Origin of the sequence: Neobacillus terrisolis, assembly GCF_051233475.1 — a bacterium.
In the GTDB taxonomy this organism is placed as follows: domain Bacteria; phylum Bacillota; class Bacilli; order Bacillales; family Cytobacillaceae; genus Bacillus_BU.
In genome coordinates, this window is record NZ_JBKFGH010000014.1 from 124,561 (window position 1) to 143,686 (window position 19,126).

The window sequence follows — 19,126 nt, forward strand, 5'->3', positions numbered from 1 at the left end:
ATTACTCTTTTAATATTATAGTGCTTGTCTTTTTTACACAACAAATTGTATTGCTTTTTTTCAAAAAAATGAGCTAATCTCTCTTATTATGACAAAAAGCTTAAACTATATAATATTTAATTTCATGTTTTCTCTTTCATCTGTCGAAATTGTTTATTATGATATATTCATGTCGATTTTCTCCTGTAAAGACATCTGTTAAGATGAAAGTAATATACATACTAATGAAACGAATTGATAGGAGAAGAACTTACTAAATTGGACAAAATAATAGGAGATTATTCGTTAATCATGATTGGAGAGGTAAAAAATGAACGGAAACAAATCAATATCTCAGCGTAAACTTCTTGGAATTGCTGGTCTTGGCTGGTTATTTGATGCGATGGACGTCGGTATGTTGTCTTTCGTTATTGCTGCCCTACAAAAAGACTGGGGCCTGTCCGCTCAGCAAATGGGCTGGATCGGCAGTATTAATTCAATCGGGATGGCAGTTGGAGCTTTAGTGTTTGGATTAATGGCCGATCGAATGGGCCGAAAAAACGTCTTCATCATCACCTTATTGCTTTTCTCAATCGGCAGTGGCTTGTCGGCTTTTGCTACTACTTTAACCATATTTATGCTTTTACGTTTTTTAATTGGTATGGGATTAGGGGGAGAATTACCGGTTGCTTCTACCTTAGTTTCTGAAATGGTTTCGGCTGAAAAAAGAGGTCGGGTTGTCGTGTTGCTTGAAAGCTTTTGGGCTGGCGGTTGGTTAATTGCTGCACTCATCTCCTACTTTATTATCCCGAGATTCGGTTGGGAAACAGCTTTACTGATTAGTGCCCTGCCAGCATTTTATGCGATTTATCTACGAATCGGCTTACCCGATTCACCACAGTTCACAGCACAGAAAGGTAATCGAAAGAATTCTATTCTTCAAAACATTACATCTGTATGGGCAAAACCACATACGGTTCAAACAACGATGTTATGGATTTTATGGTTTTGCGTCGTATTTTCCTATTACGGTATGTTTTTGTGGCTCCCAAGTGTAATGGTGATGAAGGGCTTCAGCTTAATTAAAAGCTTTCAATATGTACTCATTATGACACTTGCCCAGTTGCCTGGTTATTTCACTGCCGCATGGTTTATTGAAAAAATGGGAAGAAAGTTCGTTCTCGTTACTTATTTACTGGGCACAGCAGTGAGTGCATATTTCTTCGGTGTAGCTGAATCACTTGGACTTCTCATTACTTCCGGGATCTTTTTATCTTTCTTTAATTTAGGGGCATGGGGTGCGCTTTATGCTTATACTCCAGAGCAATATCCGGCAGTTATTCGCGGTACCGGGGCAGGGATGGCCGCTTCGTTCGGTCGAATCGGGGGAATTCTCGGGCCATTATTGGTTGGTTATCTTGTCGCTCAAAAAACGGCGATTCCAGTCATGTTCACGATCTTTACAGTTGCGATTATTATTGGTGCTTTAGCGGTGTTATTGCTTGGTAAGGAAACGAAGAATACTGAGTTGACTTAAGAGGCGTTGGAGTACTTTAAAGGCTTGGTGAGGTGCTAGAACAATTTTTATAAAAACAAAAAAGGAGGAATACATTTTCGCGATGTATTTCTCCTTTTTAATTATTAGTGTAGACGCTTTTTCGCCTGGAATCTTTTTAATTTTTCAGGTGTAACGTCATTGCCTTCTGGATCAATTACCTTTACATTTTCGAGCGTATTAAGCATTTGCGAGCGAAACGTCTCTAAGTATTTCGCACGAAGCTTGGAGCGTTCTTTCGCCTCTTCTTGCGTTAATCCCGTTGTCTTTGCTTTTTTCGCCAGTTCATTAATTCTTGCAATTAATTCATTTAGTTGCATCGTTAAACTCCTTTTTGAAAACTGTCAACTAAATGCCATAATACTAAATGTCGGCGTTTTTTACAAGTTGGATGTTTTGATTTTCAAGGGATTCGATATAATTCTGGTACCTGCGGTGGACTGTTGCTTTCGATACGTCATAGCCAAATCCTCTTAACGTGGCAGCAATTTCTGCAAAGGTTAATTCATTTTTTCTTAACCTGACGATCTCCTCGATCGGGACCTCTATTTGTTTTCTACCTGTGTTCGTACCTTGATTTTTTAAATTGTTTTGAGGCTCATAGCCGCTTTTTACTGCTCGTTGCATACCTCTTCTAATTTTAATATTGTGCAATTTACGTTGGTATTCCTCAACCATACCGACGATTTTTAAAACCATCGAATCTGCTTCCGAAATCCGCAATTCACCATTATGATCAATAGCATATAGCTTTACATTTTCTTTTAAGATACAGTGGAGCAGGACAATTTTCGTATTCCCACGGCCAAGTCGTGTTTCATCTTGAATGAGAACCGCATTAATATCTTTTTCTTTAATCAACGTCAAAAGCTGTAACATCCCATCCCGATCGAGCTCATAGCCGCTGGCCTGTTCCCTGATAACAGTGTGGATGTGAAATCCATGTTGGCGAGCCAACTGAATAAGTTCCTCTTCCTGTCTTGCTAAAGAAGTTTCTTGAGTATCTTTTGTCGTACTTACCCGACAATATATAATTGCATTCTTTGTTTTCATGATCGTAACCTCTTTATTGATTTACTCCCCTGCCAGAACGGTAATATCTACATTTGTATTTGTCTCTTCTACCGGAATAACAAGGTTATCACCAGGATAAATCTCATCTCCAGCAATTTCATTATTCTTTTCAACCCATTGAATAAATTCAGAAGACGACATTGAATGACGATCAGAATATTCTTCTGCGATTTCCCACAATGACTCTCCTTCTTTAACTGTCACATTTATAAACTCATCTGTTTTATCTAATTTATGTATAAGAGCAAAAATCGAAATATAACTAATTGCAACTAAAATAATTACATAAGAATAACGTTCCCAAAGTTTTTTCATGATTAGCACCCCTACTATACGAATGAATGTTCTGTTTTTATTATAGACCGAACATTCGTTTGTGTCAACGAAAAATTCGAACTTATGTTTGTATCAAAAGTTGATAAATGCTATAATGAGATCAAGTAGAAAACCATATGAGGTGGGAAGAATGACAAAATTATCTAAGCGGCAGCAAAATATTTTAGATTTCATAAAAGAAGAAGTTAGAAAAAAAGGTTATCCCCCTTCCGTACGGGAAATTGGAGAAGCTGTCGGTTTAGCTTCGAGCTCAACAGTACATGGACATTTAGCTCGACTTGAAAGCAAAGGTCTGATTCGCCGCGATCCAACCAAACCTCGGGCTATTGAGATTTTAGAAATAGATGAACAAAGCCATATTCCAAGAACCAATGTCATTAATGTCCCTGTAATTGGTAAAGTTACTGCAGGTACTCCAATTACAGCAATAGAGAATGTTGAAGAATATTTTCCACTTCCAGATTCATTAGCAGCCGGGGACGAAAATGTATTTATGCTAGAGGTTATGGGAGACAGTATGATTGAAGCTGGGATTCTGGATGGGGATTACGTCATCGTCAAACAGCAAAAAACGGCTCAGAACGGCGAAATTGTTGTCGCGATGACTGAAGATGACGAGGCTACCGTGAAAAGATTTTTTAAGGAAAAAGATTACATACGTTTGCAGCCGGAGAATTCCTCACTATCACCTATTATCTTGCAGAATGTTTCGATTCTCGGGAAGGTAATTGGAGTTTATCGGCATATCCATTAAGATTTGTGATTCTAGGATACTATTAAAGTGTGGGCCTTGAGGGTGTTGATCCTCGGGGCTTTTTTGTTTTTTGGGTTTGTTCGGGGGTTCGGTGTACTGGTGAATCGACGCTTTAGTTCCCTTTTTTTGATTTCTACTGGGGTTTCAGGGCACTAATTTACACTTTAGTTCCCTATTTTGGATTTCTACTTAGCTTTTAGGGTACTAACTTACAGTTTAGTTCCCTCTTTTTTGTTTCCCCGGTGATTTCAGGGCACTAACTTATACTTTAGTTCCCTCTTTTTGATTTCCGCGACACTTTTAGGGCACTAACTCTCACTTTAGTTTCCTCGTCTAAATTTCCGCAAGGTGTATAGGCACATTAAAACTCCATCAAAACAAAAAACCCTCAACGCATAAAGCGTCAAGGGCTTTTCTATCCTTATTAATACATTTTCATGTATTGTTCTCTTTCCCATGGATGAACTTGAGTACGGAACATATCCCACTCGATTTCTTTTGCTTCAACGAAGTGCTCAAGGATGTGGTTTCCTAAACCTGCAACGATTACTTCGTCAGCTACTAGGTTTTCAAGAGCATCGAATAAAGTTGCTGGAAGATCGTCGATACCTGCTTCAACGCGCTCTTCTTTCGTCATTACATAGATGTTACGGTCTACTGGAGCTGGAGGAGTTAAATTGTTCTTAATTCCGTCTAAACCAGCTTTTAATAGAACTGCCATTGCTAAGTATGGGTTAGCAGCAGGGTCAACGCTACGTACTTCGATACGAGTACTTAATCCGCGAGAAGCTGGGATACGGATAAGCGGTGAACGGTTGCGAGCTGACCAAGCAACGTAACAAGGAGCTTCGTAACCAGGTACAAGACGCTTATAAGAGTTTACAGTTGGGTTTGTTACAGCTGTAAATCCTTGAGCGTGCTTGATTACACCAGCGATGAATTGGTTAGCTGTTTCGCTTAATTCTAATGGCTTGCTTGTATCATAGAATGCGTTTTCGCCATCTTTGAATAATGAAAGGTTGCAGTGCATACCAGAACCGTTTACACCGAATAATGGTTTTGGCATGAATGTAGCATGGAGACCATGCTTACGAGCGATTGTTTTAACGACTAGCTTGAACGTTTGAATTTGGTCACAAGCTGTTAAAGCATCAGCATATTTAAAGTCGATTTCGTGTTGTCCAGGAGCTACTTCATGGTGAGAAGCTTCGATTTCAAAGCCCATCTCTTCAAGCTCAAGAACGATATCACGACGGCAGTTTTCACCAAGGTCAGTTGGTGCTAAGTCAAAGTATCCACCGTTATCATTTAGTTCAAGGGTTGGTTCGCCTTTTTCATCTAATTTGAATAGGAAGAATTCTGGCTCAGGTCCTAAGTTAAAGTTAGTGAATCCTAACTCTTTCATTTCGTTAAGAACACGCTTCAAGTTGTTGCGTGGGTCTCCTTCAAATGGAGTTCCATCTGCATTGTAGATATCACAGATTAGACGAGCAACTTTACCTTTTTCAGCAGTCCAAGGGAAAACTACCCATGTATTTAAGTCTGGAGTTAAGTACATGTCTGATTCTTCGATACGTACAAATCCTTCAATTGAAGATCCGTCGAACATCATTTTGTTGTCTAAAGCTTTTTCAAGCTGGCTAACTGGGATCTCAACGTTCTTAATTGTTCCAAGGATATCCGTAAATTGCAGGCGGATAAACTTAACGTTTTCTTCTTGTGCCATGCGGAAAATGTCATCTTTAGTGTACTTTGCCATTTCGGTATTTCCTCCCTTTTTTAAAAAAACTATAAAATATTATTGAAAAAAGCGCGACATATGACCTTGCCTCATTGGACCGCGATTAAAGCGACCCGCTTGCAGCAATTCGTTACGAAGGAGTTTTCTAATCTCATTATCAGTCAACTCTCGTCTTGCTTTTTCACTCTCTTGTTTCATTTCTTGAGGCAGTTCGGCATTTTTTGCAAATAACTGCTTAATACCGGCAAGATTAACTCCTTGATCAATTAAATCCTTAATTTCTAGGAGCTTATCAATATCATTAAGTGAAAACATTCTTCTTTTCCCATCAGTTCTGGCCGGAGAAATCAGTTCATGCTCTTCATAGTACCGTATTTGTCGGGCGGATAAATCTGTGAGTTGCATAACCGTTCCGATGGGAAACAGCGGCATTGTTCGACGTATTTCGCTTCCGCTCAAATCGATTTCTCCTCCTTAGTTTTCCTACTTCTTGTGTACATTATATTCTGCGTTAGAAATTCTGTCAATATCATGTTAGATTTTATAACACCAATTAAAAATAAAATTTTTGAATATTTATAATAGGCCTACATCCTTGTTTATAATACACTTTTCACATAAATAATTCCAACTTTTTCGAGGATTTCCGTAAGTTTTTGACAAATTATTTTTTTATTTGGATTAGTTCTTTCTCTAAGAGATGATTTAAGGCTGTACAAATTGCGATTTTTACATGGGAGTAGGTTAATCCGCCTTGTACATAGGCCACATATGGTGGTCTGGTCGGTCCGTCTGCTGTCAGCTCAATGCTCGCGCCTTGAATAAACGTACCTGCTGCCATAATGACGTCATCCTCGTAGCCGGGCATATAGCTTGGATACGGGGTGACATGGGAGTTGATTGGTGATGCATATTGGATCGCCTGACAAAAAGCGACCATCTTATCACGGTCATCAAATTGAACCGATTGAATCAAGTCTGTTCTTGTCGAGTCCCATCTAGGATGCGTGTTCATTCCTAGTCTTTCGAGCATTGCAGCTGTAAACACTGCTCCTTTTAACGCTTGCCCAACCACATGAGGTGCCAAGAAGAAACCTTGGTACATTTCTTGTAGACTATATAATGATGCTCCGGCTTCGGCTCCAATTCCAGGTGAGGTCATTCGATACGAGCACGCCTCAACATATTGCTGCTTTCCGACAATGTAACCGCCCGTTTTCGCTAGGCCTCCGCCAGGATTTTTAATCAAAGAACCCGCCATGAGATCCGCTCCGACATGGCACGGTTCCATGTCTTCTACAAACTCTCCATAACAGTTGTCGACAAATACGACTACATCCTCTTTGATTTCCTTAACGAACTTGATCATTTCGTTAATTTCGGCGATGGTAAACGATGGTCTGGTCGCATACCCCTTCGAGCGTTGGATTCCAATCATCTTTGTGTTTGGACCGATTGCTTTAGTAACCGCATCGAAATTAACTTGGCCTTCATCGGTAAGCGCCACACTTTGATACGATATCCCAAATTCCTTTAGTGACCCAACACCATTTCCTCGAATACCAACGATTTCTTCTAATGTGTCGTATGGTTTTCCGGTTATGTAAAGAAGCTCGTCTCCTGGACGCAGAATTCCAAATAGTGCAATCGAGATAGCATGGGTTCCGGAGATAATTTGCGGCCTAACTAATCCGGCTTCAGCTCCAAAAACTTCAGCATATATTTTTTCCAACGTATCACGGCCGATATCATCATATCCGTAACCGGTGGACGGAATAAAATGTGAGTCACTTACCTTATTATTTTGATAGCTTTGGAGGACGCGAAATTGGTTTGTTTCGATTCGTTCCTCAATTTGTTTATGAATTGGTTCAATTTGTGTTTCTACTTCTTTTACTAATGTTTGTAATACTTCCCCGTGTACGAGCTGTTGATACATCCTTTTTCCCCTATCTTAAACTGAAAATTTTTTGAGTTGCCCAGCGATTTGCTGGTCAGCGTATGCAAACCCTTTACAAGAGTACATTTGCTTTTCCTCATCAAAAACAAGCTCTCGTAAAATCGTTTCATTTTTTAATTGAGAAAGAAGCTTTCCTTCTGTCGCCGGAACATGGACATAGTATGATTCCATTAAACCGATGACCAATTCCTCGATCTTTTGCTTTAGTCTTTGACGGTCTTCTTGTTCAAAAGCACTGATTACAATCGTTTCAGTCTTGGCCGTCGGCACAAAGTCATGGTGCATTGCATCCCTCTTATTATATACAGTCAATTGCGGGAGATGCTCGTTTTCAAGCTCCTCTAATAACTGCTGAACTGTTTTTTCATGTTGGAAATAATCAGGATTAGAACAATCGACGACATGAAGCAACAGATTAGCCTCGTTAACTTCCTCTAAGGTGGACCTGAATGCGGCGATTAAAGTTGTCGGTAAATCCTGCAAGAAACCAACTGTATCAGTTATAAGCGAAGTAAATCCACTTGGCAGAATCATTTTGCGTGTCGTTGGATCCAGGGTAGCGAAAAGCTGATTTTCTTCAAGCGTATCCGCTTCAGTTAATCGATTAAATAAAGTCGATTTCCCTGCATTTGTATAGCCAACAATCGCGATTTGGAAGGCTTTGTTTTTCTTCCGTCTTTCACGATAGCGGTCTCGATGTCCGACAATAACCTTAAGCTGCACTTTGATATCATCAATGCGCCGACGAATATGGCGGCGGTCCGATTCAAGCTTTGTTTCCCCCGGTCCTCTTGTCCCGATTCCCGCACCAAGTCTTGATAATTGCGTTCCCTGGCCCACTAGCCGAGGCAGCATATATTGAAGCTGGGCCAATTCCACCTGCAATTTTCCTTCCTTTGATTGGGCGCGCTGGGCAAAAATATCAAGAATAAGCTGAGTTCGGTCAATAACCCTAGCATCAAATTCTCTGGACAAATTTCGAATTTGGCTTGGTGATAACTCATCATTAAAAATAATGATATCTGGTTCGAGTTCTTCTGCTAAATTCTTCAGCTCTTCTATTTTACCTTTCCCGATATAGGTTGCGGGATGGACCCGATCCCTTTTTTGACTTAACGAAATCAGGACCTGTCCTTTTGCTGTATCGGTAAGAGATGCAAGCTCTTCCATTGAGTATTGAAAATGAAGATCATCCACCATTGCAGTTTGACAGCCGACTAATATAACCTTTTCTAAATCCGCTTGTCGTTCCAATAAACAACCTTCTTTCTTTATGTAACTGTGTTGCTATCCATATCATAACAAAATATCATTAATTTCCATAATGTATCATTATTCAGGATATTTTTCCCCAATAAAATAGTTGAATTTCCTACATTCCATGTTAAAATTTTAATATTGAATTCACGAAATTGTCATTTATTTATAAATATAGGCAAGTTAGCGGGAGTTGGAAACGGAATGACCTGGGAAGTATTAAGTATAATCGGAACAATTGCCTTTGCTGCGAGCGGTGCGTATGTAGCAATGGAAGAAGAATATGATATTTTAGGAGTTTACATTCTTGGGATCGTTACCGCTTTTGGCGGAGGAGCTATCCGGAATTTGTTAATCGGTGTTCCCGTATCTGCACTTTGGGATCAAGGAATCTATTTCTCAGTTGCTTTACTATCCATTACGATCATCTTTTTGTTTCCAAATAAATTGCTGCAGCATTGGCAGCGCTGGGGCAATTTTTTTGATGCCCTCGGTTTATCAGCCTTTGCGATTCAAGGGGCACTTTACGCGACGAAAATGGAGCATCCGATTAGTGCGGTGATTGTGGCTGCGATTCTGACCGGTGCCGGCGGCGGAATCATCCGCGACTTACTTGCGAAACGAAAGCCGCTTGTATTAAAGGATGAAATCTATGGGCTATGGGCTATTCTTGCTGGCCTTGTAATAGGGCTGGATTTTGCCCAGTCTGGAATTGAGCTTTATATTTTATTTTTTGTGATTACTAGTTTACGGATTCTTTCTTATACGTATAATTGGAAGCTGCCTATTCGCAGCATGGCTCCACAGGATAAGCTTCAAGGTATGCCGGAGCAATAAACGATTAAATTTTGAGCGATATAGATAAAAGCTGGCCGTGGTGGCCAGCTTTTTTTTGAAAAATCAAAGTCACTTCCAAGCTCAATCATTCTTCTTCAAACACTAAATCATTGCTCCTTATCGTTAATAGCTCGTGCCGGTCGTAACTGTTTTGCATGAGGATCCGCATCGATTGCGCGCGGATCGATTTTTCAATGATGTTGCGGACATAGCGTCCATTCGAGAAACCACTCGGGCTTAAAGCTGTTTTTATAATCATTAAATGACCTTTGAGTTTTTTTTCGGCTTCGTGACTCAGTACATATTCCCGGTCCTTCAGCATCCTTGCCGCAATTTCCATCAACTGATCAATCGAGTAATCCGGAAAGTCAATTACCAACGGGAAGCGTGAATGCAAGCCAGGGTTTAGGCTTAAAAAGTAATCCATTTCCCTTGAGTAGCCGGCTAAAATCAGCACAAATTCATGCTGTTTATCCTCCATATGCTTTACAAGTGTATCTATCGCTTCCTTCCCGAAATCCTTTTCCCCGCCTCGTCCGAGCGAATACGCCTCATCAATGAAAAGAATCCCACCTAGTGCTTTCTTAACTAAATCCCGCGTTTTTTGGGCGGTATGGCCGATATATTCACCAACGAGATCGGCGCGCTCCGCTTCGATTAAATGCCCTTTCGTCAACACATTCATTTTCAAAAATAACTTGCCAATCAATCTGGCAACGGTTGTTTTTCCGGTTCCCGGATTGCCTTTAAACATCATATGAAGCGCTTGTTTTTCGGCTTTCAAGCCCATTTCTTCTCGCTTTTTATTTACATATATCCAGGCGTAAATTTCCTTAATCATTCGTTTCATATCTTCCATTCCAACAAGTGCACCAAGCTCTTCCTCGATTTCTTTTAAAGCTGTATGCTCTGGTGGAATGATCTTTGGAACAACTTTTTGAGAATCCGGGGTTACTTTCGATAACTCATTTCTCTTTTGCGAATTGAGGGTAATGCTAATCTGTCCATTATTTTTCATGCGCATTGGTTGATCCAAAGGTTTCACCTCACATTCTAAGACAGTATACGCAACAAACAGTCATTTGTGACAAATGCCTATGTTTATTTTTCTAATTAGCTTTGTTAAAGAACAAAGTTGATTTTGAGCATGCTGTTGATCTTCGCTGCAGGTGCGAGACTCCTGCGGGAGAAGGTGTCACGGGAGACCCCACAGGCGCTTGCGCCGAGGAGGCTCCCGGACTCCCCCTAAGGTGCGCGAGAACCTCTCGCTGCAATCAACAGCCCAATTTTACAAAGCCTTCCAATTAAAATCCGACTTGATTGAGGCGTTAAATTCCAATGCCCTTTGTTCTTGGCTGCCCGGCCAAAGATACCTCTTTTATATGTATTCGGGACATCTTTAATTCATTCAAAAAGGAACAGACTAGCAAAGCAAATAAAAAAAACGACCCACCACGAGAGTGAGCCGTTTTTACCAGGATCTATACAAGAAGGATTACTGTGCGCCTTCTAAGTCTAATTGAACATTCCGCTGAGGGGCAAAGGTAGAAATTGCATGCTTATACACTAACTGTTGCTTCCCTTCTGATTCAAACAAGACCGTAAAATTATCAAACCCTTTGATTTGACCTCTTAGTTGAAATCCGTTCAATAAAAACACAGTTACGTTTGTTCCGTCCTTACGAAGCTGGTTTAAATACTGGTCTTGGATATTAATGGATGTTTTCATTACAGATCCTCCTCTTTTATCTCTAATATTATGTATTCGATTTAAGTTGAAGCTTTCCTTCAATATAGGCAGAAATTTCAGAGATTTTTTTCACAAAATCATCTTCCCCTATATTAAACCATTGTACATTCATTTTATTACGAAACCAAGTTAATTGCCTTTTCGCATAGCGGCGGGAATTTTGCTTCAATGTCTCAATGGCTTCAGGCAGGCTTGTCAGCCCATCTAAATATTGATAAATTTCTTTGTACCCTATTGCCTGAATCGATTGACATGTACGAAGGCCGCGCTTATACAAGGACTCGACCTCTTCCAGCAACCCCTCCTCGACCATTAAATCAACACGGAGGTTAATGCGCTCGTATAATTGCTCACGATCCATTGTCAAACCAATTAAAGCCGTCTCATACATCAGTTCTGGTGATTGATTGGCTTGTGTCTCCTCTTTCGTCTTTCCGGTACAATGATAAATCTCAAGCGCCCTAATTACCCTGCGAACATTGTTCGGATGGATCTCACTTGCACTTTGTGGATCAATACTGGCTAATTCATCGTGCAAGACCTGATTTCCTTCCAGATCTGCTCGCTTTTCAAGTTTGCTGCGAAATTCAGGATCGGATAGGGCATCTGAAAACTGGTAATCAAAAATGGCTGCTTGAATATACAGCCCCGTACCACCGACGATAATTGGCAGCTTATTTCGACTTGAAATTTCCGTAATTTTTTCACGAACAAGCTGTTGAAACTCAGCTGCAGAAAATTCTTGTTCAGGGTTTCTGATATCAATTAAATGGTGCGGAATTCCTTCCATTTCCTCTTCCTTAATCTTTGCAGTACCAATATCCATCCCTCTGTATATTTGCATGGAGTCGCCGCTAATGATTTCTCCATTATACCGCTTGGCTAGTTCAATGCTAAGCTTGGTCTTCCCAACAGCCGTTGGACCAATAATGACCACCAATTTTTCTTTATTATTCAATGATTTCACACTGCCTTTAATGGTTTACCCAATTTCAAACCACGCTGCGAAAAAAACATATTCGCAGAGCTGTTCCCCCCTTATCTTATCATATTTATTGCCTGCTATTGAACACCTAAACATTATCACCAAATGATGATTGGCTTATACAAAGGGGCGGGGATCGATTTATTACATTTTTTCCCTTTATTTTTACATCCCGATAACGATACGGTTACAACCCCCTTATTCCTCTAATCGTAACAGAAATATGTATAGGTAAATATTTTTATAGAATAGGATGGGATAGAATGATTACAACAGCAGAAATTGGGATAGATTTAGGAACAGCGAATATCCTTGTCTCCAGCAAGAATAAAGGAATTGCTTTTAACGAACCAGCTGTTGTGGCTATTGATAAAAAAACAAAGAAGGTCCTTGCCGTTGGGATTGAGGCCAAAAATATGATTGGGAAAACGCCTGAAAAAATCGTAACGATCCGCCCATTAAAGGATGGAGTCATCGCAGACTACGAAATAACGACAGATATGCTGAAATATATAATGAGTAAAACAAGCAGAAAGCTCGGTTTTTCACTTAGAAAACCGAATGTGATTGTTTGTACCCCATCCGGGTCGAACAGCGTTGACCGCCGAGCGATTCATGATGCTGTTCGAAACGCAGGAGCTAAGAAAGTGCATATCATTGAGGAGCCTGTTGCAGCAGCGATTGGAGCGGGCCTACCTGTTGATGAGCCCGTGGCGAATGTCATTGTCGATATCGGCGGCGGCACGACAGAAGTAGCAATCATTTCTTATGGCGGAGTCGTTGCCTGTCATTCCATTCAAATCGCTGGTGACCAAATGGATGATGATATCATTCAATATTTACGTAAAAATTATAACCTGCTAATCGGGGAACGAACGGCTGAAACGATCAAAATGGAAATCGGCTACGCAACAGCTAATCATGAAGAAATGGTTATGGAGGTTCGAGGACGTGATTTGCTGTCAGGACTGCCTAAAACGATTTCCTTATCATCAAAAGAAATTCATCAAACGCTTAAAGAATCATTATTTGATATTTTAGCTGCGATTCAGGTTACGCTTGAGAATTGTCCGGCTGAACTAAGCGGAGATATCGTCGATCGCGGGATTATTTTAACGGGAGGCGGCTCTCTGTTAAGAGGGATAGAGGAGTGGCTGACACAAGAGATTTTTGTACCCGTGCATCTAGCGCCAAATCCGCTAGAATCGGTGGCACTAGGGGCAGGAAAGGCACTTCACTATTTTAATAAACTTCAGACTGTAAGAATATAAAAAAGCGGAAGCGCTGGGTGGCTTGCGCTAGACACTCATTCATTACTTGTAAAAAAGGCTGTTGGACTTTTAGATGTCCAGCAGCCTTTTCGTTATTCTTCTTTTATTTTTTTCCTCATTCCATTGAAGTAAACGAAAACTGGAAGCGGGATAAGGATAAACCCTAAACTTTTAATAATTTGGTTTTTAGCCCGTTGCTGTGTTCGATTTTCCTCATCTTCGACAGCCTGTTCATAATCGCTGCGGATTTCCTTTTCGCTTAATTCTTCAGTTCCATTCATTTTTTCGGAAGTTCTCATTTGCTTATATTCTGTGTACGTTTGAAAATAACCCGGCGGACTGACTAAATCGGCTGTTGCCATAAAGACCGATATTCCACCGCCGATCACCATCATTAAGGTAGCGAATAAGACTAGATAAGTATATAAATGCCTGATCACTTTTTCTCCTCCTTGCTCTTTATTTTTCGCTGCATAAGCAATGATAAAAATCAATATCACTGCCGGTAAAAATGTACTGAGGAGACCGAATACAATCAAAAATTACCACCTCGTTTAAGGTTGCTTATATTCTTACTATATTTCTTCTTTCTTGAAACTAGTCTATTCATCTTTATAGACGATGAAACGAGGATGCAAGTTTCGTTTTTTGGTGGTACCTTTCATTATTTTTTTACATAACCCGCTTGAACATCTTTTCTAATTCATAGGATGAAAAATGAATGATGATCGGCCGGCCATGCGGGCAGGTGAAAGGATCAGAGGTCATTCTTAGCTTATCTAATAATGCTTGGATTTCATCGGTTCGTAAATGGTGATTGGCCTTAATCGACGCTTTACAGCTCATCATAATGGCTGCTTCCTCACGCAATTTTTTAATATCTACTTTTTTCATATCTAAAAGCTGTTCGATCATGTCTTCGATGATTTCTTTTTCCTCACCCTTTGGAAACCAGACCGGGTGAGACCGTACAATATAAGTGTTAATCCCGAATCCCTCTAAAAACACACCGACTTTTTCTAGCTCATGCTTGTGTTCTTCGATTTTCAAGGCTTCATCAAGCGAATATTCAAAGGTGATCGGAACAAGTAATTCCTGAAGCTCACTATCAACCTGTCCGACTTTTTCCTTGTAATATTCGTACTTTATGCGCTCCTGTGCGGCATGCTGGTCAATCAAATACAAACCTTTATCATTTTGCGCCAAAATGTAGGTGCCGTGCATTTGGCCAATTGGATAAAGCGGCGGGATGCGGGTGCTTACGTTTTGATATTGATTTTGGTACGTTTGCTCGGGCGTTTGGGCGGCAGATGTTTCAGCTTGGACAAACGTATCTTGGGTTTGCTGTGACGGAGCGTCCTCAGGAGTCTCGTGAACATCTGCAAAGGTCAAAGCTTCCCCATTCCAATCTGCAAGTGACGTTCCTACTTCGTTTGTCTCCAGTTCATCAGAAGGAACAAGGCGCTCCGCGATTTTTGCTGCTGGTAAACCTGTTGGAATAGATTCTGTAGCAATCCGGACATAGTCATTCGTACTGCTGTCCTCCCTGAGCGGAAAACCACTTGATACTGGTGCAGATGTTGAAATCTTCGTTTCGTTTGCAGGCATCTGCGGGTTTGGCAAGAATTCCGTCTTTCCGCTTGCCGCTGCTTCGGTACGGTTTAGATTAGTGGGATTTATTTTTTCAAGATTATTTTCCGGGGCAGTTTTTTCCGGTAAATGATCAAGCTCGAGAAAAGTTTGCTCCGTTTTTGGACGCTCGACCTTTGGTTGAGTATATCCTGATGGAATTAATTCTTTCGTCTTAAAAGCATCTTTTATTAACGTGCTGACAAGGACATTAAGTTCATGCTCTTTACTTAGCCGAACCTCAAGTTTGGACGGATGTACGTTCACATCGACGAGGATCGGGTCCATTTCAATATTCAACATCACTATCGGATAACGGCCAATCGGCAATAGCGTGTGGTAGCCTTCTTGGATTGCCTTCACCAACGAGTAGTTTTTGATAAAACGGCCATTGATCATCGTCGAAATATAATTCCTTGATGCCCTTGTGATTTCCGGTAAGGAGATATAGCCATTGATCGTAAAATCCAAGGAAGTGCCCGAAATCGGCACCATCATTTTAACAATATTCATTCCGTAAATGGCAGCAAGCACCTGCCTTACATCACCATTACCGTTTGTGTGCATGAGCTGACGGCCATTATGAACCAGTCGAATCGAGACCTCAGGATGAGCAAGGGCAATCCGGTTGACTAAATCGGTAATGTTGCCAAGCTCGGTATGAATCGTTTTCATATATTTCAAGCGGGCAGGAGTATTAAAGAATAAATCTGAAACAGTAATATCCGTTCCTTGACGACTGGAGGCCTTCTCAAAGGTTTCCACCTTGCCCCCTTCTATCACGGCTTTCGTCCCCGGAGTTAAACCGGTTGATGTCTTCATTTCCAGCCGGGATACTGAAGCAATACTCGGCAAGGCCTCACCACGAAAGCCGAGCGTTCGAATTCGGAACAGATCATTTTCATCCTTGATCTTGCTTGTCGCATGACGTTGGAAAGCAATCAGGACATCCTCTTCCTCAATGCCCGCTCCGTTATCTATGATTCTGATTTTTTGAAGGCCGGCTTCCTCTATATCGATTTCAATAATGGTACTGCCTGCATCAATGGAGTTTTCCACTAACTCCTTTACGACTGAAGCGGGGCGTTCTACTACTTCCCCAGCGGCAATTTTATTTGATAGAGCGTCATCAAGCAGAATGATTTTTCCCACGATCGCTCACCTCCATGCTGATTATCCTTTTACTTTTTTATGAAGCTCGTACAACGTATTCATCGCTTGCAGAGGCGTCATTTCTAGTAGATTTAATTCTTTTAATTGTTCGAGAACCTTTCGTTCCTTTGAATCCAAATCTTTCTTTTTTGGCTGTTTGATTTCGTCAAAAAATGAAAGCTGGGCTTGTTCGATTTTCGTAGGCTCTATTGCTGCAGAGTCCTGCTGTGCTTTTTCAGATGGTTGTACTTCTATTTCACCCGCTTGCTCAGATGGCTGTTCTATTACTCCCGCCTGTTGCTCTACTTTTTCAAAAGGTTGCGGTTTTGCTGAGGCCGGTCTCTTCCCGGTTTCATCTGATTTTTGTTCTAATGTTTGCAAGATTTCATTGGCACGGCGGATGACTTCCTGTGGCAGCTCGGCTAGTTCGGCAACATGGATCCCATAGCTTTTATCCGCGGCCCCTTCTTTAATTTTATGAAGGAAAACGACCTTGCCATTTTGCTCAATCGCGCTAACATGGACGTTTTTCAAACGGTCTAACCCTTCATCGAGGACCGTTAGTTCATGATAATGCGTGGAGAACAATGTTTTGGAACCGATCCGATCATGAATGTATTCTATCATCGCCTGAGCGAGAGCCATACCATCGTAAGTGGAAGTTCCTCTGCCGATTTCATCGAATAAAATAAGGCTTGATTTCGTTGCATTCGTAATCGCATTTTTCGCTTCTAGCATTTCGACCATAAACGTACTTTGCCCGGAGATTAAATCATCGGCCGCCCCAATTCTCGTAAACACTTGATCAAAGATGGGCAGAATCGCTTCATTAGCAGGAACATAGCAGCCGATTTGCGCGAGGATCGCCGTCAAGGCGACTTGGCGCATATAAGTGCTTTTCCCGGACATATTCGGTCCTGTGATTAACAGAATTTCACGGTCGCGGTCCATATAGCAATCATTTGGAACGTATTCCTGCGCATTCATCACCTTTTCGACGACAGGGTGGCGTCCATCCTTAAGATAAATCCGTCCCTCTTCGGAAAACTGCGGCTTCACATAATGGCGTTCCTCGCTAATCGATGCAAAGCATTGCAATACATCGAGTTCACTGATTCTTTTCGCAAGTGCTTGGAGGTTCGGAATATATTCTTTAATGATTTCACGAATCTCTGTAAATAATTGATATTCGAGCTCAACAATCTTTTCTTCAGCTTGTAAAATCAAGGCCTCTTTTTCTTTCAACTCCGGGGTAATAAACCGCTCGGCATTTGATAATGTTTGCTTTCGTTCGTATTGGTCGTTTTGAAGGAGATGCAAATTAGCTCTTGTAATCTCAATATAATAACCAAATACGCGATTATAGCCGATTTTGAGAGATTTAATCCCCGTTTTTTCACGTTCCTGACGCTCAAGCTGAGCAATCCACGTTTTACCGTTTCGGCTCGCATCACGGTAGCGATCAAGTTCCTCGTTGTAACCGTCCTGAATAATGTTTCCTTCTTTTAAGGAAAGCGGCGGATTCTCGACCAACGCCCGCTCGAGGAGATCAGTTACCTCTTCACATGGGTCAAGCTGCTCTGCCATCATCGCTGCTGTTTCATTTGGCAGGCTTGCCACTAGCTGTTTAATTCCCGGAATTTGCTGTAATGATCGCTTTAGTTGAACTAAATCACGGGCATTTACGTTTCCAAACGCGACTCTCCCGGCAAGACGCTCGAGGTCATATACCTCGGTTAGTTTTTCACGAAGGTCTTGACGCTCGAAATAGTGTGAGATAAATGTTTGAACTAGTGAGTGACGGCGCTCAATTTCATCCTGATTAATGAGTGGGCGGTCAATCCACTGCTTGAGGAGGCGGCCCCCCATTGCTGTTTTCGTTTCATCTAATAACCAAAGAAGCGAGCCCTTTTTCCCTTTTGAGCGGATCGTTTCCGTTAACTCAAGATTTCGCTTCGAATAGTAATCTATTTTCATAAACTGCTGAATTTGATATTGCGAAACCGGCTGCAAATGATCAAGGCTACGCTTTTGCGTTCTGTACAAATAATTAAGCAGTCTGGCTACCGTTTGTTTCATTTTAAGCTCGTCAAGGTCTTGCAGCAAAAGGGCGTAGGCCCCCGAAATCGACTCATCGTTTTCAAATGAAATTGTTACAATCGCCCGCTCGCGGATTTTACGTTGGAGCTCGTCTGGAAAGGTTGAGGCAACAACCACTTCCTTCGCTCCTGATATAGACAATTCGTTTAGTACCTCGTCAAAGGTCCCTTTTATGAGTGAAACACGGTTTTCACCGGTTGATAAATCGTTATAGGCAAACCCGTAAGTATGGTCATCTTCGAAAACAGTAATCGAAGCAAGGTAATTGTTTTCTTTTTCACTAAGACCTCGACCTTCCATCATCGTCCCCGGTGTAATCAGTTGAACAACTTCCCGTTTCACAACGCCTTTTGCCTGGCGCGGGTCTTCGACTTGCTCACAAATCGCTACCTTGTAGCCTTTTTCAATTAATTGTTCAATATATTGTGGTGCGGAATGATGAGGAACGCCGCACATTGGGATTTTCCCATCGCCCCCGCCTTCCCGGCTCGTTAAGGTTATCTCGAGTTCTTGAGAGGCCTTGATGGCATCATCAAAAAACATTTCATAAAAATCTCCAAGACGAAAAAATAAAAAGGCATCTTGATAGTCTGCCTTCACTTGTAAATATTGTTGTATCATCGGCGTGTATGTTGCCATAATTTCCTCCAACATTCTCAATCTATCAGTTCTTTTTCGACAATTCATTATACCATAATCAAATATTGTTGAAGATATGAAAGGTTTGCCTATTTGTAAAAGGTTTT

17 protein-coding genes are annotated in these 19,126 nt (G+C 41.2%); 4 read left to right on the forward strand and 13 right to left on the reverse strand.

Annotated features, from left to right (window positions below; translation table 11 throughout):
• Positions 1-310: 310 nt before the first annotated feature.
• Complete coding sequence (locus ACI48O_RS10440; RefSeq protein WP_435561735.1) at positions 311-1,516, forward strand: MFS transporter; 1,206 nt, start codon at positions 311-313, stop codon at positions 1,514-1,516.
• A gap of 104 nt (positions 1,517-1,620) precedes the next feature.
• Here the strand turns inward: ACI48O_RS10440 and ACI48O_RS10445 are convergent, their stop codons facing one another.
• From ACI48O_RS10445 to yneA, 3 genes are read right to left on the reverse strand one after another with little or no spacing between them, the layout of a single operon-like run.
• Positions 1,621-1,854 carry a DUF896 domain-containing protein gene (locus tag ACI48O_RS10445; RefSeq protein WP_435561736.1) on the reverse strand — a complete coding sequence of 78 codons (234 nt, stop codon included), beginning with the start codon at positions 1,852-1,854 and terminating at the stop codon, positions 1,621-1,623.
• 43 nt (positions 1,855-1,897) lie between these two features.
• Entirely contained in the window at positions 1,898-2,587 is a 690-nt protein-coding gene (locus ACI48O_RS10450) for a YneB family resolvase-like protein (protein WP_435561737.1), read from the reverse strand.
• Between the two features lie 21 nt (positions 2,588-2,608).
• The gene (yneA, locus tag ACI48O_RS10455; RefSeq protein ID WP_435561738.1) at positions 2,609-2,923 is read right to left on the reverse strand and encodes a cell division suppressor protein YneA; all 315 of its coding nucleotides are present in this window, start codon (positions 2,921-2,923) and stop codon (positions 2,609-2,611) included.
• A 151-nt stretch (positions 2,924-3,074) separates the two neighbouring features.
• Here yneA and lexA point away from each other — a divergent pair, with 151 nt between their 5' ends.
• On the forward strand, positions 3,075-3,698 hold the full coding sequence (lexA, locus tag ACI48O_RS10460) for a transcriptional repressor LexA (protein ID WP_435561739.1): 624 nt from the start codon (positions 3,075-3,077) through the stop codon (positions 3,696-3,698).
• A 424-nt stretch (positions 3,699-4,122) separates the two neighbouring features.
• Here the strand turns inward: lexA and glnA are convergent, their stop codons facing one another.
• From glnA to hflX, 4 genes are all read right to left on the reverse strand, one after another.
• Positions 4,123-5,457 (reverse strand): type I glutamate--ammonia ligase, encoded by a 1,335-nt coding sequence (gene glnA, locus ACI48O_RS10465; protein ID WP_435561740.1) that lies wholly within the window; start codon positions 5,455-5,457, stop codon positions 4,123-4,125.
• A gap of 39 nt (positions 5,458-5,496) precedes the next feature.
• Positions 5,497-5,898, reverse strand: a complete 402-nt coding sequence (locus ACI48O_RS10470; RefSeq protein ID WP_435561741.1) for a MerR family transcriptional regulator — start codon at positions 5,896-5,898, stop codon at positions 5,497-5,499.
• Positions 5,899-6,103: 205 nt separating this feature from the next.
• Positions 6,104-7,378, reverse strand: coding sequence for a methionine gamma-lyase family protein (locus tag ACI48O_RS10475; protein WP_435561742.1), 1,275 nt, complete (start codon positions 7,376-7,378; stop codon positions 6,104-6,106).
• Between the two features lie 15 nt (positions 7,379-7,393).
• Positions 7,394-8,653, reverse strand: a complete 1,260-nt coding sequence (gene hflX, locus ACI48O_RS10480; protein WP_435561743.1) for a GTPase HflX — start codon at positions 8,651-8,653, stop codon at positions 7,394-7,396.
• Between the two features lie 207 nt (positions 8,654-8,860).
• On the opposite strand from hflX, the gene ACI48O_RS10485 reads away from it, so the two are divergent.
• Entirely contained in the window at positions 8,861-9,493 is a 633-nt protein-coding gene (locus tag ACI48O_RS10485; protein WP_435561744.1) for a trimeric intracellular cation channel family protein, read from the forward strand.
• 85 nt (positions 9,494-9,578) lie between these two features.
• Here ACI48O_RS10485 and spoVK read toward each other — a convergent pair whose 3' ends face one another.
• The 3 genes from spoVK to miaA form a co-directional block, all read right to left on the reverse strand.
• Positions 9,579-10,529 carry a stage V sporulation protein K gene (gene spoVK / locus ACI48O_RS10490; protein ID WP_435561745.1) on the reverse strand — a complete coding sequence of 317 codons (951 nt, stop codon included), beginning with the start codon at positions 10,527-10,529 and terminating at the stop codon, positions 9,579-9,581.
• A 459-nt stretch (positions 10,530-10,988) separates the two neighbouring features.
• On the reverse strand, positions 10,989-11,222 hold the full coding sequence (hfq, locus tag ACI48O_RS10495; RefSeq protein WP_169095962.1) for an RNA chaperone Hfq: 234 nt from the start codon (positions 11,220-11,222) through the stop codon (positions 10,989-10,991).
• Positions 11,223-11,250: 28 nt separating this feature from the next.
• Entirely contained in the window at positions 11,251-12,201 is a 951-nt protein-coding gene (gene miaA / locus ACI48O_RS10500; protein WP_435561746.1) for a tRNA (adenosine(37)-N6)-dimethylallyltransferase MiaA, read from the reverse strand.
• Between the two features lie 290 nt (positions 12,202-12,491).
• On the opposite strand from miaA, the gene mreBH reads away from it, so the two are divergent.
• Positions 12,492-13,499, forward strand: a complete 1,008-nt coding sequence (gene mreBH, locus ACI48O_RS10505; RefSeq protein ID WP_435561747.1) for a rod-share determining protein MreBH — start codon at positions 12,492-12,494, stop codon at positions 13,497-13,499.
• 92 nt (positions 13,500-13,591) lie between these two features.
• Here the strand turns inward: mreBH and ACI48O_RS10510 are convergent, their stop codons facing one another.
• From ACI48O_RS10510 to mutS, 3 genes are all read right to left on the reverse strand, one after another.
• Entirely contained in the window at positions 13,592-14,038 is a 447-nt protein-coding gene (locus tag ACI48O_RS10510) for a hypothetical protein (RefSeq protein WP_435561748.1), read from the reverse strand.
• A 133-nt stretch (positions 14,039-14,171) separates the two neighbouring features.
• Positions 14,172-16,280: a DNA mismatch repair endonuclease MutL gene (gene mutL / locus ACI48O_RS10515; protein ID WP_435561749.1), complete on the reverse strand. Its 2,109-nt coding sequence runs from the start codon at positions 16,278-16,280 to the stop codon at positions 14,172-14,174.
• Between the two features lie 21 nt (positions 16,281-16,301).
• Positions 16,302-19,019, reverse strand: coding sequence for a DNA mismatch repair protein MutS (gene mutS, locus ACI48O_RS10520; RefSeq protein WP_435561750.1), 2,718 nt, complete (start codon positions 19,017-19,019; stop codon positions 16,302-16,304).
• Positions 19,020-19,126: the final 107 nt, after the last annotated feature.